Here is a 16430-nt window from a genome sequence, read left to right as displayed (position 1 = left end):
TCGCAAGATTTAATGTTAATAATTCAATAAAATTGGAGTAATTTGCGCGTTGCAAAACTATTAAACCAGAAAACGGACCATGTCAGAGCAGGTAAAGAATGGAAAGACCAACTTTAAGGTAAATGGAACCTATCCTTTTTTCTCATTAGGTTCTAAACTTACCGATGAGCAGAAGGATTTCTTTGATACATATGGATTCTTGCACTTTAAGAACTTTGTTGGTAAGGATGTCGTGAAGGGAATGCTGGATGAGTCAGTACGCATTCAGGAAGAATGGATCAAGGAAGATGTTAAAATGGTAAATGGTGTGCCGATTAAGTATGGCACTGATGTTAATGGAAAAAAGATTGTTCAGCGTTTTGCTTTCCTTAATCAGTTCAGTTCGGTATTCGAAAATTTCATTAAGGAACCACGCCTTACAGCATTATTTGATCTCGTAGGCACTGCTGATTCACGCATTGGTGAAACAGAAAAAGATGGCCTTGTTTTCAATCATTATGTAAACTCATCTGAAAGCAATTTCAGTCAGCTGGGATGGCACACAGACGCTCTGCGTGACATATTCTACGGCAATAAGATTATGCCGATGTTGAATGTTGGTCTTCACATGGACTACTCATCAACGGATAACGGAGGCCTTCGCATTTTGCCGGGCACTCACAACAAGGGTATCGCAACCTTGCTTTTCAAGAAGTTGTATTTCATCAGTAACAAGCCGGACAAGAAAGAACTAGGTCTCAATGTTGAGCCAGGAGATCTTACTGTTCATGATGGTCGTCTTTGGCACCGCGTGGCGCAATCGCCTCATGTAGGTGAGAAAAGCCGTCGTCGTGTGATGTACGTTCCTATCGTTACTGGAAAATTCCAACCACGTACTGAAGAAAGTAAGCCTTTGTTCTATCAGCGCCTGATGGCACTGACCAACAAGTAATCCACACATGGCATACGCCTTGATCACTGGGGCAAGCGGAGGAATCGGCTGGGCTCTCGCTAAAGAACTGGCTTCCCGTAAGCATGATATCCTGTTGCTTGCGAGATCCGAAGACTCACTGAAAAAGAATTCAGAGGAGCTTCGTCAGAAATTCGGCGTCAAGGCAGAATACCTTTCAATTGATCTTTCTCTCAATGATGCAGCACTCCGTGTAAAAGAGTGGCTTGATCAAAAGAACTACGCTATTGACATATTGATCAATAATGCGGGCTTCGGTTCCTGGGGAAATCTCAAAGACATATCACGTGCTGAGCTTAATCAGATGATGCAGCTTAACATGCTTTCGCTTGCTGACTTCTGTAAAGTCTTATTGCCTGAGCTTGAGAAAAATAACAAAGCTTATATCCTTAATGTTGCCAGCACTGCATCGTATCAGGCGGTGCCAACGCTAACGACATACGCTGCCACCAAAGCGTTTGTTGTGTTGTTCACACGCGGACTTCGATGGGAATTAAAGGGTGGTCCTGTGTCCGTGTCGTGTGTAAGCCCTGGGTCAACTTCGACTGGGTTTATTGATCGCGCCAATCTTGGGTTCATGAAAGAAAAGGCTGAGAAGTTCACAATGAAGGCTGAGCCAGTGGCTAAGATTTCCATCGATGGAATGTTTGCCGGCAATGCCGAGATCATTCCGGGATTCATGAACTGGATCAGTGTGAAGGCCGTCGGCTTGCTTCCTAAGGTCTTAAGTGAGACGATCGCAAAGAACCTTTACAAGACTGATAATTAATCAGTTAGATAACTCTATTTTGTCTTAAGAATAAAGATAATTTTCCCTTTGGAGCGCTCTGGAGCACGGCCTCCAGAAGTTCTTTCCAGTGAATTATTACGGATCTCATCTTTTAAGATTTGCTCAGCTTTGGGACTTAAACTCCTTTCAAGGGTTTTGATACTTGTAATATCACCGTTCTCATCGCATTCAATCTCAAATACAACTTTTCCATTTTCATTATCAGGAAGTTCAGGTCTTTTTGGATCGCTTGCCCATTTCCAACCTGCCATTGACAAACCAAAGCCATTTCCACCACCACCATTTCCGCCCCCCTGGTTTCCGTAAAGAGCTTTGGCCTCAAGAGTTCCTTCCTCACTTCCCTTGTCTCCTACCTTGTCCTTATCGTCTCCCTGATTGCCTTCCTTGCCTTTCTTAGAGGCATCTGATGTTGATGGATCTTTCTTTACTTCCTTCTTGTACTCTGCTATAACGGTCTCCTTTGGCTTTTCAACAGGCTTGTCTTTAACGATTTCCTTTTTGACTTCCTTCTTCTTTTCTTCCTTAACAACTACAGGACTGGGCTCATCAGAAACAGCTTTTTCTATAGCCTTCTCGTCCTTGATATCTTCTTTAACTTCCTGCTTAACTTCTTCCGGCTGAGATTCAGCGGGCTTGTCCTGGGTTTCATCGATCTGATCGGTATCAGAACCAACAGGAGTTTCAGGTTGAACTTCCCCTGATCCCTGATCATCCATTCCGAAATTCAATTCAACGCCAAACTCCGGCAGTGGAGGATCCGGTGCTCTCCATGCCATCAGGAAAAACAATATGATAAAGATCGCTGAGTGAATTCCCAGCGAAATCAGAAAACCAATTCTCTTGTTCTTTTTCTCTTTTTCCTGATCGTCCATGACTATTTGGGTTTCGTGGCGATAGTAACTTTAGCTTTCAGTGATGTAGCAATCCCGGCAACATAAACCAGCTCTTCGGTAGGAACACTTTTATCAATATGCAGAACCACCATACCTGCCTGCCCTGCTGAACCTGACAAGTTCAGCTTAAGCTCTGACTCAAGCGTGTTCTTGGTAATTTTCTTATCGTTAACGTAGTACTGAAGATCCTTGGTAACTGTCACGGAAACTTTTTGCACTTCAATTGTGCTTGCAATGCTCGATGGGAGATTCACAGGCAAGCCTGAAGGTGTAACAAAGGAAGATGTGAGCATGAAGAAGACCAGCAACAAAAATATCAGATCCGTCATGGAGGCCATGCTGAAAGACGCGTCGATCTTATTTTGAGATTGAAGTTTCATCTTGCGAGGATTTTAACGTGGCTCCTGAAGAAGGTCTATAAATTCAATTGAAGAGTACTCCATTTTGTGGACCACTTTCGATACACGGGTTACAAGGTAATTGTATCCGAGGTACGCAATGATACCGACGATCAATCCCGCTACCGTGGTGATCATCGCAGTATAGATCCCAGATGAAAGAAGCTTTGGACTAACAGAACCCTGCTCCTGGGCAATAGAAATAAATGCTTCCACCATGCCTATTACGGTACCTAAAAAGCCCATCATTGGTGCTGATCCTGAGACTGTTGCGAGGATAGAGAGATTCTTCTCAAGCTTGAATAGTTCCAGCTTTGCAACGTTCTCAATGGATGCTTCTATCGTTTTAAGAGGGCTTCCGATGCGTGCTACACCCTTTTCTATCATGCGGGCAATGGGGCTATCAAACTGGCTGCAAAGAAGTTTTGCGCCATTGATGTCGCCTCTCAAAACCATCTCCTTGATTCTTCCCATAAAGGCATCAGGATTTTGATTTGCCTTATTGATCGTAAGAATACGTTCAACAAAAATATAGATCGCAATGAACGAGCTCAGGATGATCGGAATCATCATGAACCCTCCTTTTATGGCGAGGTCAACAACTGACAGCGCATCATCTGCGGGTGGAGTTGCCGTGGTAACAATTTGTGTAAAGAGCATAGTTTAAAAAATATAATCAGGTCGAAAAAAATCAAAAATCAGACCAGACTTTACGTCCTTATTGTCTAACAGGCAATCAATACTTGATTACCCATACCGCAGCACCATAATCTGCTTTCGCAGTATTCGCATTGGCTTGTGCCAGAGCAAATGTATCATGATCCGCAATGGTGAGACGATAGAAATTCTTGCTGCCAAAAGGAGGAATGATCTTGGTACTGATTCCCTTTGCGCTAAGCTTCCTGGCATAATCCATTAGCAAATCATCATCAATATCACTGGTAACGACTACATAGTACCTTTTGGTACGTGCTGTAAGAGTTTCTATGGTTCCGATGACAGGTTTTGCCTTTGCTAAAGCTTCCAGTCTCAATCTTTCTGCCTCACGTTCTTTTGCAAGACGTGCTTCTTCTTCACGCTGCTTCTTCAATTGAGCGTCCTTCGCCAATTGTTCTTGTCTTGCTTTTTCTGCAAGATCTGATTTTGGCTTGATCACAAAATTGTAAATGAGATATCCCGCTACCGCCAATACCAGTACAATCACTACCGCAAGAATAACGGGAGCTTTTGATTTAGGCTCTTCGTCACTGGCAGAGTCAGTAGAATCGCTGTAGGAGCTTTTATACGTTGTGCTTTCAGTCGTAGTATGCGTAGTAGAGGTTGGAGTTGAAGTAACTTCTTCCTTCACTTCGCGTGTTTCCTCTGTATCCAGGGGTTTGTATTCAATATCCGGAAGACCAAAGTTATCCTCTGAATTGTCCTGCTTATCTTTTAAATCACCTTCATTTGAATCGTTGGTGGCCATTGCTTGGGGGTTTAGTGTCTATCAAATGCCTGACAAAATTAACTTAAAATTCATAATAAATACTACTTGTCTGCTACTGTCAAAAGCTCCAGCTGACACCTGCCAACGCCTGAAATCCCCTTGCTGGATAACTCTGATAAATAGGATACTTATTTGAAAGCATATTATTCAATTGAATGAAGGCTGAGAATTGCTTTGAGAAGAAATAACGTGTTTTAAGATTCAAATCAAATGCACCGTCCAAGTCAATAACTGTGGCTGTGGCCGGATCAAGAGATTTCATACCTCCCTGTGCAATGAATCCTGCTTCCAATACAATCTTCTCATAAATATTAAATCTGGAGTTGGCATTAATCCGATAAGTAGGACGATGCAAAATTTCCAAAGGTCCTGCGGCACCATAACTGAAGTAATCCGCACGAAGTGACAAGCTTATAGCCTCTGAATGTGCAAAACTTACTTCTGCGAATGGATTGAATCTTCTTGTATTACCATCATAAGCAACGTTGAACTTGTCAAAATTATAAGCATTAACATTTCCATCCGGACTTAATGCATTTCTAACATTGACATAGTAGTAATAGTTTTTCATGGCAGCAACTGAAAGCCCTGCGCCCACAGATATCTTCCTTCCTACTTTCCCTGTCAACCCTCCCTGAAATTCCAGAGACCTGTTCGTATGTGTGATGGGTATGTTTGAATCAATCCATAAATTCTCAGAAGAAAGAGTATGAAGGTTCACCTTATCCATGTCGCCCGTTACCAGACCATAAACTTCCCATGATGGACCAAGAAGGTATTGTGCCTTAACGTGGGGATAAATATGAACCTCTTTTGATTCAATGTACTGATCATTGGTGAATGCAATGTTTGCTCCGGTAGTCAGTACCAGGTTTTCAAAGGGTGTAAACTGATAGGCGGGTTTGATCTTAAAAAGATGACGGGTGCCCTCTGTTTGAGAATCCTTTCTGTTAATCAGAAAGTAATCACTGCTCAAAAGTATTTTGCTTGACTCATCAATTGAATACGAACTGTTGAATCTGACAGATACTTCTCCCTCAGAAGCATTGTAATGATCCTGCAAATTGCTGTATCCTCCTTTTAGTGAATAATTGAAATCACCCACTTTGGTATTTTCAATTCCAACATTTAAAGATACTTGCGTGTAAGTTTGGCGCAGCTTATCCCGATCAACCTCAATTCCAGGCACCGGATAATATCCGTAGAAGTATGTTCCTCTGTTATCATAATTCGCATCGCCACTTACTGTGATATCCTTTCCCATGCTCTTTCCAAAGACCTGGATTTGAGTAGTGGCAGCACCTGAGTTATTTTCATCAACGGGTCCATTTCCGAAAGTGCGGTTATAAAAATGTGCTCCCATGAAGCGATCCTTATTTCGCTTGGTGGTTACACTTGCTTCAGCAAAGAAGGATGCATAGTTGCCAAGTCCGCCACTTACATAGTTTCCGTAAATTTTAGGAAGTTCCTCACCCTTCAGTTTCAAAGGACGAATGGTAGGCTTATAGTCAGGCGTTGCGAATTTGAAATTTCTGGAATCATAAGTAATAGCAGGCTTGATCGGTTCATAGGGACGTGGCGGAACTTTCTGGAAATTCCTGCTGGCTCTTGGGAGCACAATCTTTCTGTCTTTAACGATCTCAATTTCCACATCCTTGATTTCCCCCTCTCCTTCCTTTTCCCACTTCTCTTTGTCCTTTTCCTGTGCAAAGGAATTCTTTACACAAAAGCTCACGGTGATGAAAACAACGAGAGCACAAAGCCTTACTGCTGACATTAGTTTATTAAGATTTTGAAAATGCTCTAATCTCATTTGTCGTTCCCGGTTGTGTCAATTTTTTCAACGGCTTTCTTCTTGATCTCTTCCTGTTCAATTGCTTTCAACTTTTCTTTAGCAGCGTTCCTCACATTTTCCTGCGGGAAATTATCAATCAATGATTTGAGGGTGCCCTTTGCCTGAAATGTCTCAGAAGTAGCGATGTAATTATCGACCAGTAATAAGTATGATTTACCTACCCACTCATCGTAAGCGCTGAATTCTGAATTGAGTGAGAAGAGTGTTTCCTTACTTTGTTTGTACTCTTTTGTCAGATAGAAAATTTCCCCCAACAGATATTTCGCTTCAGCGCCATACTCATCGTGAGCAGTATTAAGAGTTGTCAGGAATTCATCCTTTGCCGCTTCATAGTCTCCACGGGCTTTTGCACTCTTCCCCAGGTAAAGAGAAGCTTTGTTTTGAGCGCTTACATTTACATTTCCCTGCTCAACAATCAGTTTGGCATAGATCTCTGACGAGTCGTATTTCGCCAACAGATAGTAAGATTCCATCAAGCCATTCCAGGCAGTCGATTGCTCCTTTTTGTTTGCAGCAATGATGGACAATCTCTTAAATGATTTGGCGGCATTTTCATAGTTGCCTGATTTGAATTCAAGTTCGGCTACTCGCGCGATAACCCTGTTCTGCATTGTAAAACTTGCATCCGATGCAATTTCTTTCATCACTTCAAGTGATTTTAGATTTTCCTTTATGCGGTAATAAGATTCTCCCTGATAATACTTTGCTTCAGAGATTCGCGGGCTATTGGAATAATTGATCAGGTACTTTGAAAAGCTGTCAATTGCTTTTGCATAATTCTGACTGTTGTAAAGGTTCTTTGCTGTTTCAAATTCAACTGATTCAATTCCGGTAGCATCAGGATTTGCATTCTTGAATTCAGCGAGATACTTGTCAAACTCACCCGATCGGTTAGCAAGGTTTAACGATTCCTGCAGCAGCACCAGTAGTTCCTGAGAGGCTACCGGATGTGTTGGGAATTTATCAAATACGCTAATGTAATCGTTGGACGCCTGGTCGTAGTTCTTAAGGTTATAGTTCGCCGCAGCTCTTCTTGCCAAAGCTTTGGGAACGATGCGCGAGCCATTGGATGCACTGATAACCTTTGAATATTGATTTACCGCTGCAGAGTAATTGCTTTGTTCAAAATCGATCTGCCCATGCTGAAATATTGCATCCTCAGCAAATCGTGAAGCCGTGTTTTTCGCAACAGCATCAAATTCAGCGGCGGCTTCACCATACTTCTTCTGAATTGCGAGAATAATTCCTGAGTGATAATGTGCGTAATCTGCATCAGGAGAATTAAGCAATATTACTTTCTTATAATTTGAAAGTGCGTCCGGGTATGCTTTTGTGGCATAATAAGAATCGCCTAATCGCAAAATGCCATCAGCATAGTTAGGATCTGAAGAATTCGACTTTACTGAAAAATCACGGAAGTTATACAATGACTTATCGTACTGCTGAAGATTGTAATGAGCATAACCAAGTCCATACCGTATGTCCTTGATCAGAGATGTTTTTGTTGTACCTCCCAATGCATGCTCATAAGGAGATATTGCCAGATCATATTTTCTTCCAACAGAATAAGTTTCACCAATCCAGTAATAGGTTTCAGCAAGAATGTCGGCATCAATTGGAAAGCGTAATGACTTTTCAAAGAATTGAACAGCCTGTGCATAATCTTCCTTGTTAAATAATTCGGTTCCTTTCAGATAGGTTGCTTTCTGATAAGCTCTTTCAACGGCGGGTGTCTTTCTGGGAAGGGCGTCGATGTATTCTATCGCACGATTGTAGTTGCTTGCATTTACATAGGCCTGTGAGAGTAGTTCCCTGATCTCCTGAGAATGTGATGACTGCGGATAGTCTTTTAGGATCAGTTCAAATTCATTGATGGCTATGTCCGGCTTACCGAGTTCATAGTTGATCTTTGCTGCCAGAAAGAGACTTTCTTCTGCAAGCTTTGGATCTTTCTTAAATTTCTTTGTTAACTCAAATGCTGTAAGAGCCAGGGGTTTCTCTTGTCTCTTGAGATAAAGTAATCCTAATGAGTACGACGCATAGACGCCAATTGAATCTGTATCCGAAGCGGAAGATTTCAGATATCGCAGTGCAAGATCATCGCTTCCTGATGCGGCAGCGGCATATCCCGCCCGGTAAAGCACACCCCGATCGGCATTCTTTTCATGCTCTTCAACATATTGCTGATATAAGGGATTCGCTTTCTTGTAATCTCCTTTACGGAAATAAGTTTCGGCTGCCAGAAGTGAAATCTCGTCTGCAGAAGTGACACCCTCCCGCTCAAGGGCGATGACACTGTAAGCGAGAAGTCCATTGTCATCTTTTTGCTTGTAATAAACATTTGTGATCATCACTGGAACGATCAATGAATATGCGCTATTGGTTTCCGCTCTTTTAAGATCGATCAATGCATTGGTATAATCTCCGTTTGAAGATTCTATGAAGCCGGCATAATAGCTTGCCGCAGGTCCATATTGTCCGCCTTGTGCTTTTATTGTATTGAACTGGTCAAGGGATTCCTTTAGATTTTTCTGACTAAACAAACTATAGCCCCAATGGAAACGACCTGTGTTCTGTTGCTCAGCGCTTAATGCAGGGAAATCAACCTTTGCAAAATAACCTGATGCCTTTGGATAGTTCTTTTCTGAGTAGAAGAAATTGGCAAGGTCATAGTAAGCTGTAATGGCTTTAGGGTAAAGTGGGTGAACCGAGATATAATCCTGCAGGAGCTTTTCACCATCGGCATGATAAAGATTCAATGCACAGAAAGCTCTGTAGTATTCAGCATCTGCTTTTCTTGAGTCTGCAACTGAAACTATGGATATAAAATCACTGAAAGCTTTATGTGCAGCGCCGTATTCATGATGTGACAAGAGATCGAGACCGGTTTGAAATAACCTGTCGTCTTTATGTTGAGACAGAGTTTCCTGGCCATTTGAAAAATAATAGCTGCAACAAAGCAGAACAGCAAGTACCAGTGTACTTTTATTCATTCTCTATTTTTCCTCAGAACTGATGGACTGGCATTTTATTGCCGTCGATAGTTTAAAAAATTTATTATCTGCTTCAAAAAATAGAGGAAGCATTGGCTCAAAAGTAATAATTCCTGTCGGATAATCCATCATCCACAAACGGATGCAATAATTATTCCAGTTTAATGGATCAACCGCATAACAAGCTCTTTCAATATTTGTCCTTCATCTTCTGATCCCGAGTTAACTCCTTTCAATTTGAGGTCGGCTTCTTTCAAAAGGCTGATATTTTCAATGATTTTAGGAAGAGAGTATTTTCGCAAAGCATTCATATAATCACGAGCAGCGAACGGACTGATTTTTAGGATACTAACAAGTTCTTTCTCTGAGCTTCCGGAGTTACCAGCTGCCAGTAATAGTTTGCTGTAAAAGCTGAATAGAAATGCAACCAGCATGATGAGGGGATTCTTGCGGGTGTTTGCCGCAAAGTATTCCGCGATCTGGAATGTCTTGAAAGTATCCTGAGCAATAAGGGCTTTCTGAAGTTCGAAAATGTTGTATTCCCTGCTCATTCCCACTTGGGCCATCACATCATCTGCGGTAACAGGTTGGCCCTCCGATTTACCCGTAAGCATTTTGTCCACCTCGTTCGTCAACCTGTTTAAGTCATTTCCCACCGACTCGCACAAGATTGCAATGCCATCATCCTCCATGACAGAGCCTTTACTTTTGATATACTCGGCAACAAATTCGGGAAGCTGAGTTTCATACGGCTTTTTGAACGTTGATGAATTGGTAAGCTGGTCAGCTTTTTTTCCCAACTCTTTACGTTTATCAAGGGTCTTGTATTTATGGCACAGTACAAGAATCGTACTGGGGACAGGCCTGGAAAAGTAGTCCAGTAATAGCTTCTGCCCCATTTCCTTAGCCAGATCCGGAATTTCCTGTGCTTCGCGAACAATTACCACCTGGCGCTCAGCCATCATAGGAAATCGCTTAGCATGATTGAGAATCACATTCACCGGAGACTCTTTGCCATAGATAACTACCTGATTAAATCCTTTCTCAGATTCACTTAAAGTATTAGCCTCTATATAGTTGGAAATCAGGTCTATATAATACGTTTCTTCCCCTTGTAATAGATACACGGGAGAGTACTTTTTATTCTTTAATTCTGTCAACAGTTTCTTGGCACTGGCATCCATATCAAGTCTTTTTATTAGCAAGATCAAAAGCTGTCACGGCTCCTACCACCGCTCCTGCCAAATGTGATTCCCATGAGATCCGGGGATCTGTCGGCAATACTCCATAAAAAATTCCACCATACATCAGGAAAACGGTAATAGATATGAACAAAGACCAGAAGTCCTTTCTGATCAGTCCAAAGAAAATCAAAAATGAAGAAAGTCCATAAACCAATCCGCTCGCTCCAATATGATATGAAACCCTGGGACTGAATATCCACACAAGAATATTGGTTATTATGTAGCATCTGAAAAATACAATCCCTCCAATGCGATCATAGAAAAAGAAGATTACAGATCCGAGAAAAAGTAAAGGGACGGTATTGGAGATCAGATGAGTCAGATCTCCATGGATCATGGGAGCAGTGAATATTCCTATTAATCCAAAGATCGTTCTTGGCAAGATCCCAAGCCAGGTGAAATCCAGCCCGTAGAAAAATTCAATGGTGAATACCAACCACATAATAAATACAAGGCGGAATGGTACAACCGAACTTCCGAAGAAGGAATTACTACGAGACATCCGGGAAATTACAAAGAAGGATCTTTAATCATAGGAAGTGCGATGAATTTCATCTCCTCTTCTCCTACAGACTTTAGCCCCAAAAGTCCGCCAGAAGATTCAGCTATCTTCTTTGCAATATAGCGGAGGCTATCATAAAAGTCCTTTGAAAATATCTTGTCAACTTTTACCAAAATGGAATTAAGCTGGGATAATTCCTTGGAAATTAAAAGGTTTCGATTTGCTGAATCCTGTGGAAGACTCTGCAATATTATCTTCAGTTTGTCTTCAAAATCTTCAGATACTAATCTATAAAACTCCGCAATGCTTGCTTTTGTTTTTGATTTTTTTGCTAATTCAATTGCGCCTTTAATTTCCTTATTATCAATCTCATCATCTGCTCCTGCAATCAGGATACAAACCAGTAGCGGTGCTTTTGCCAGCAATTCAACTTCAGATCCGGGCAACTTCTCCAATTCTTTAAACATCTTTCTGATTAGTTAAATTTTAGAATGTCTAACACCTTATAAAATTAACTTAAAGTAATAGCAAAAGCCACCCAAAATGGTGGCTTTCTAAATGATGTAAGTTTTCCTTTGAGATTATACCAAAGAAGGAATCTGTTAGTTTCTATTCAAAACAACAACCTTTTGGTAAGCTACAGACTGATCCGGAGCTGATAACATGATGAAATAAATTCCATTAGCGACACCCGTAATATCAACTTGCTTCGTGTTATCCTGCATTCCGTTAAAATCACCATTGCTGATGGTCTTACCACGCTGATCAATCAATTTCCAGGTAAATCCATCAACTGTTGCGTCATCAGGAACCTTCAGATTGAAATGGCCACTGGCTGGATTCGGGTATACAGATATTTGGCTAAGTGTAGTTGGTGCAGATCCTTTTTCAAGACCCACAACTACGCTTCCCACTTTAAATGGTGCAAGGATCGGTATCACCACACTCTGATAAATTTCCTTTGTATTCTTATCCTGAATGTAGGCGATCAATGAGGTATTGGTATTATCCGCTATCGGCACGTTAATCACAACGTTATCCTTGGTTTTAACGAGTGTATTGCCCGCAGTGAAAGGCAATGTGATTGTTTCTCCATCCGCTCCAAACAATTGCTTGCGCAGTACATTTTTAAATGTTCCCACCTGATTTTCAATCAAGGCAGTCTGAAGAATTAACGGTGAATTGAAATTCTTAAGCGCGTTGATCGTAACCTTAACAGATATCTTGTTATTGTCTGATGTCGCAACGTTCTCAAGTTGAAGATCAAACAAAGGATCTACTAAAGCTCTTCTGTCAACTTCAACTCCCAGCAAATCAAGATCTGTGTACTTACCGGTGAATTTGCTATTGAGAATTCCATCCATGATTGTTGCAGGTGGCTGTGAAACTCCAAAATAAAGCGCGCGTGCAGCGGGATCAGAAGGATTATCAACATTGAGTTGATCCGTATTCGGGAAACTAATGTGATACTGAATATCGTTAAAATCAGAAGTTCCTCTGCTGGTGATTTGATTCTGATACAAGTTATTGATCCAGGTATCTCCCGCTACGCTTCCATTAAGTGTTGAATTTGTAAAATGTTCAACCAACACGTTACGCTGCTTATCCCCCACATAAACATTGTCGAAAGCAAAACCATCAAAGGTTTGACCTGATGCATTCTGGTTATTGCTGGAGAATGCTATCCGGATACGAACCTGAGCTCTTTGTGCAGGATTTACCATATCCAGATTGAATCTTCCATTCTTCCATCCTGCAGATTTGTCTGTCCATCCGTACTGACCAATCAGCTGCTGCCCTGGATTAGAAACGATGGTAGCATTCGGATCATACCAGTTAATCCCCTGATCGCGTTGCGCACCAGACAAACCAGTAAGTGGTCCAACAAGCTGCCAGTTAATTCCACCATCTGTTGAATACTGAAGTACAGTACCATCAAGATTCTTTTCTGAATCTGACCAGTAGTCCAAAGCAATCATAGGACGCTTCAGATTTGTTAAGTCAAAGCATGGTCCATTGACAACAGAGGTCTCATCATCGAAATAAGTTGGTTGACCATTGATCGCAATGTTTTTTCCAGTCCACCAGGCAGTGGATCCCGAAGCTGCTGTTTTGATCGTCGCTCCTGAAGGAGTGCCAAATATCCAGCTGATAGGACTAAATACTGGCGGAGCAAGAAGCGGACTTGTTCGCAAGCCTTCAGCAATCCAGTTACCACCTACTCCATCATCAAAATCCTCTTTATATGCCAGGGCTGAACCCGGGAATGGTGTAACCGTTACTCCTGCAGTAAGGATGAATACACTTTGTGTGATTGAATTGGTACATCCATCATTTGTATTAACAGTTAGTTTCGATGGGTATGTTCCGGTAGACAAATAGTTGTGCTTTGGATCTTTAAGTGTACCGGTTGTTCTTCCTCCATGAGTACCTCCCGGAACATTACCGCCGGCTGGACCTGTGAGGATATCACCATCACCAAAATCCCACGTGTAATCAGTAATCACTGATATACCTGCATTGGTTTTATCTGCATAACGCGTCAAATCATTGGTACAAATAGCCGACCAATTAAAATCAACCAATGGGCGTGGTCCTACGCGCAATGAAAGTGTTGCCTTGTCTTTGCAACCCTGGAATGTTGTTACATCCAAAGTAACATTGTAAATACCAGGACCTGCCGGGTTATAGTCATGAGTTGTATTCGCTCCAGAGCCTGAAGTTCCGTCACCAAAATTCCATACCCATGCGGTGATGGATCCGCTATATGGATTTGGTGTTGACATGGTTGAATTATCATTTAACGCTATCAACGATGTAATACAATTATTAGCAGGGGTTTGAATGCTCGCAGTAGGGCTTGCAAATACTTTTATAGCTCTTGTAACAGGAGATGAAAGATCGCCACTGGAGTTTCTATAGTTATACTGTATGAGATATGTGTCAGAAGGAAGCAGGTCCGTATCCAGATAATAATCTGGTCCAGGGCCGCCATTCACTTGTGTTGAGATAGCCGCCTGAACGATTGCACCGTTTGTTCCTGTGCCGACAAATCCAGTATTAGCTCCACCACCTGGTGCGGCCGGATTTCCTACGAGTTTAATTTTACCAACACGTGAGCAAATTTCAAATTCACCTGAACCATTTACAGGAACAAATGGACAAGCGGCAGGGCCAGGGCATGCATACTGAAGAGCAAAGTCAATAACGGTAACTGGATTTACTACAATTGATTTTGATGTTGCATTTCTACATCCATTTCCATCAGTATACGTGTAGGTTACAGAATTAAAACCTAAGGTAACTGCACTTGGATCAAAGCTTGCAACATCCGTTGGCCCAGGGATAGCAGATGTACTTCCTATGTTACTGGTTGCAGGAGAAATAGTAAATAATCCACCTGCCTGCGTACCATTGATTGGGAACGGAGCAATATTCTCAGCAACCGTTGACGGCAAGCCAAAGAAGTTGACAGTAGGCAAAGGATAAATAGTTAATGTCATTTGATCAGATACGGCGGCACAAGGTCCTGCTCCATCAGGATCTGCAGTAGTCAACGTCAATGTAAATGTGGTGTTCACCTCTGACGGATCATTAAATGTATAATTGGCAACTGGATTTGCTGCACTCGAGTAACTACCTGTTCCACCGGTCCACAAAACAGATGGTGCTCCACTATAAGACCCCTGAAGAGCTATGCTCGGGAAGTTTCTGCACAACTTTAAATCCGGTCCAGCAGAAACAACGGCACGTGGATTAACATGGATGTTAATGTCTTTATAAACAGCAGTACATGGTCCTAGTCCATCAGGATCATTGGTTGTTAACCGGAATGTCAATGTCGTATTTACATCAGCAGGCGCAATAACATAATTCGCTGTTACCGTTACACCTGAGACGTTGGTTGCCGATAAGCCGCCTGTGCCAGTAATGACGCTCCATAAGCCAGTCGTTGCAGATCCACCAATTGTTCCTGTCAACATAATAGGAGAACTTGCAAATACAGATGGCTCACACACAACGTAATCTATGGGTGTTGTAACGGTTGGCTTACGATTGATTTGAATATTCAATACATCTGAAACAAATGAGCATGGACCTCCTGCGTCAGGGTCATTTGTTTGAAGTCTTAATACGATCGTTGTTGTAATATCCGAAGGATTAACAGTATAATTTGCAGTTACAACTGTTCCAACGGTAGTGTTTGCTGACAAGCTTCCTAATCCCGATACGATTGTCCACGTACCAGAAGCAGCAGCACCTCCAATTGTTCCTGATAAAGGAATAACAGTCGGTTCGCACACCTGATAGTCTACTCCAGCATCTACTGTTGCAACAGGATTAACTGTTACTGTAACATTCGTTATAACCCCGGAACATCCGTTGGCCGAAGGTGTAATGTGATAGGTAACATTTCCAACAGTACTATTGGTGAGTGTTAAATTCTGATTGATCAACGATCCATTATCATTTGTTGCGCCAAGTACATTAGGGTCAGCTGTTATTGTCCATGAGAAGGTAGTGCCTGTAACATTTGCCGGAGCTGGTGATATTGAAATGACTGCATTCTGACCAGAACAAATTATGATGTTAGAAGCAGCTGCGGTAGGTTTAGGAAGAACAGTGACAGTATAATTAAGTGGAGTTCCTGAACAACTTCCGACTGCTGGTGTAATCGTATAAGTCGCCGTTCCAGAAACAGATCCGATGGCGTTTAATACCTGATTAATTGAAGTCCCACTGGAAGCGGTTGCGCCGGTTACTCCACTTTGGGTTACAGTCCAGCTATAGGTAGCTCCTGCAACACCATTGGTAGTAGACAATCCAATGCTGGTGGCAGTGTTGCTGCAAATTGTTTGCGCCGAGGGGGTAGCTACAACATTGGGTAATGGATTCACAGTGATTGTCACCATGATCGGTGTGCCGTTACATCCTCCATTCGATGGAGTGATGGTGTAGATTGCTGTTCCACTGATAAAACCGGTGGTCGACAGTGGCTGATTAATGGCGGTTCCAAAGCCAGAAGTTGCTCCGCTAACCCCGGTCTGTGATACTGTCCAGCTATACGTTGTGCCAGCAGTAACTCCGTTGCTGGTGCTCAGGGCAATAGCAGTGGTTGCTCCACTACAAATCGTTTGTGATGGCGGTGTCGCAACAACATCCGGTATTGGATTCACAGTGACCGTCACCATGATCGGTGTTCCCGGACAACCAGATCTAGCAGGTGTGATCGTGTAAACAGCAGTGCCAGGGTTAACAGTCGTTGCAACCAATGTCTCTGCAATAATAGGACCCGATCCCACTAACGTTCCACTCACAT

The 16430-nt window shown here is 42.2% G+C and carries 12 protein-coding genes; 2 read left to right on the top strand and 10 right to left on the bottom strand.

All coding sequences use genetic code 11. The annotated features are described in order from the left end of the window. The first annotated feature begins 79 nt into the window (after positions 1-79). On the top strand, positions 80-931 hold the full coding sequence (locus HOP08_14530) for a phytanoyl-CoA dioxygenase (protein ID NOT76140.1): 852 nt from the start codon (positions 80-82) through the stop codon (positions 929-931). 7 nt (positions 932-938) lie between these two features. Beyond that, on the top strand, positions 939-1718 hold the full coding sequence (locus tag HOP08_14525; protein ID NOT76139.1) for an SDR family oxidoreductase: 780 nt from the start codon (positions 939-941) through the stop codon (positions 1716-1718). A gap of 14 nt (positions 1719-1732) precedes the next feature. Here the strand turns inward: HOP08_14525 and HOP08_14520 are convergent, their stop codons facing one another. The 10 genes from HOP08_14520 to HOP08_14475 form a co-directional block, all read right to left on the bottom strand. Continuing rightward, positions 1733-2611: a cell envelope integrity protein TolA gene (locus tag HOP08_14520; GenBank protein ID NOT76138.1), complete on the bottom strand. Its 879-nt coding sequence runs from the start codon at positions 2609-2611 to the stop codon at positions 1733-1735. 2 nt (positions 2612-2613) lie between these two features. Continuing rightward, positions 2614-3012: a biopolymer transporter ExbD gene (locus tag HOP08_14515; protein NOT76137.1), complete on the bottom strand. Its 399-nt coding sequence runs from the start codon at positions 3010-3012 to the stop codon at positions 2614-2616. Between the two features lie 12 nt (positions 3013-3024). Beyond that, complete coding sequence (locus HOP08_14510; GenBank protein NOT76136.1) at positions 3025-3690, bottom strand: MotA/TolQ/ExbB proton channel family protein; 666 nt, start codon at positions 3688-3690, stop codon at positions 3025-3027. Positions 3691-3766: 76 nt separating this feature from the next. After that, positions 3767-4495 carry a hypothetical protein gene (locus HOP08_14505; GenBank protein NOT76135.1) on the bottom strand — a complete coding sequence of 243 codons (729 nt, stop codon included), beginning with the start codon at positions 4493-4495 and terminating at the stop codon, positions 3767-3769. 79 nt (positions 4496-4574) lie between these two features. Further along, the gene (locus HOP08_14500) at positions 4575-6293 is read right to left on the bottom strand and encodes a hypothetical protein (protein NOT76134.1); all 1719 of its coding nucleotides are present in this window, start codon (positions 6291-6293) and stop codon (positions 4575-4577) included. A 32-nt stretch (positions 6294-6325) separates the two neighbouring features. Continuing rightward, on the bottom strand, positions 6326-9364 hold the full coding sequence (locus HOP08_14495; protein NOT76133.1) for a tetratricopeptide repeat protein: 3039 nt from the start codon (positions 9362-9364) through the stop codon (positions 6326-6328). A gap of 161 nt (positions 9365-9525) precedes the next feature. Then, positions 9526-10548 carry a DNA polymerase III subunit delta gene (gene holA, locus HOP08_14490; protein NOT76132.1) on the bottom strand — a complete coding sequence of 341 codons (1023 nt, stop codon included), beginning with the start codon at positions 10546-10548 and terminating at the stop codon, positions 9526-9528. 1 nt (position 10549) lies between these two features. After that, the gene (locus HOP08_14485) at positions 10550-11050 is read right to left on the bottom strand and encodes a rhomboid family intramembrane serine protease (GenBank protein ID NOT76131.1); all 501 of its coding nucleotides are present in this window, start codon (positions 11048-11050) and stop codon (positions 10550-10552) included. 68 nt (positions 11051-11118) lie between these two features. Further along, positions 11119-11577 (bottom strand): hypothetical protein, encoded by a 459-nt coding sequence (locus HOP08_14480; GenBank protein NOT76130.1) that lies wholly within the window; start codon positions 11575-11577, stop codon positions 11119-11121. Positions 11578-11712: 135 nt separating this feature from the next. Continuing rightward, positions 11713-16430, bottom strand: a 4718-nt coding sequence (locus tag HOP08_14475; GenBank protein NOT76129.1) for a PKD domain-containing protein, incomplete at its 5' end; no start/stop codon positions are given.

It is taken from the genome of Cyclobacteriaceae bacterium, assembly GCA_013141055.1.
Lineage (GTDB): Bacteria > Bacteroidota > Bacteroidia > Cytophagales > Cyclobacteriaceae > ELB16-189.
This window is presented reverse-complemented; position numbering and strand designations above follow the sequence as displayed.

What these genes read in the sequence shown, in the direction of transcription:
- HOP08_14530 (NOT76140.1), top strand. Translation starts at nt 80, where the DNA reads ATGTCAGAGCAGGTAAAGAATGGAAAGACCAACTTTAAGGTAAATGGA.
- HOP08_14525 (NOT76139.1), top strand. Translation starts at nt 939, where the DNA reads ATGGCATACGCCTTGATCACTGGGGCAAGCGGAGGAATCGGCTGGGCT.
- HOP08_14520 (NOT76138.1), bottom strand. Translation starts at nt 2,611, where the DNA reads ATGGACGATCAGGAAAAAGAGAAAAAGAACAAGAGAATTGGTTTTCTG.
- HOP08_14515 (NOT76137.1), bottom strand. Translation starts at nt 3,012, where the DNA reads ATGAAACTTCAATCTCAAAATAAGATCGACGCGTCTTTCAGCATGGCC.
- HOP08_14510 (NOT76136.1), bottom strand. Translation starts at nt 3,690, where the DNA reads ATGCTCTTTACACAAATTGTTACCACGGCAACTCCACCCGCAGATGAT.
- HOP08_14505 (NOT76135.1), bottom strand. Translation starts at nt 4,495, where the DNA reads ATGGCCACCAACGATTCAAATGAAGGTGATTTAAAAGATAAGCAGGAC.
- HOP08_14500 (NOT76134.1), bottom strand. Translation starts at nt 6,293, where the DNA reads ATGTCAGCAGTAAGGCTTTGTGCTCTCGTTGTTTTCATCACCGTGAGC.
- HOP08_14495 (NOT76133.1), bottom strand. Translation starts at nt 9,364, where the DNA reads ATGAATAAAAGTACACTGGTACTTGCTGTTCTGCTTTGTTGCAGCTAT.
- holA (NOT76132.1), bottom strand. Translation starts at nt 10,548, where the DNA reads ATGGATGCCAGTGCCAAGAAACTGTTGACAGAATTAAAGAATAAAAAG.
- HOP08_14485 (NOT76131.1), bottom strand. Translation starts at nt 11,050, where the DNA reads ATGTGGTTGGTATTCACCATTGAATTTTTCTACGGGCTGGATTTCACC.
- HOP08_14480 (NOT76130.1), bottom strand. Translation starts at nt 11,577, where the DNA reads ATGTTTAAAGAATTGGAGAAGTTGCCCGGATCTGAAGTTGAATTGCTG.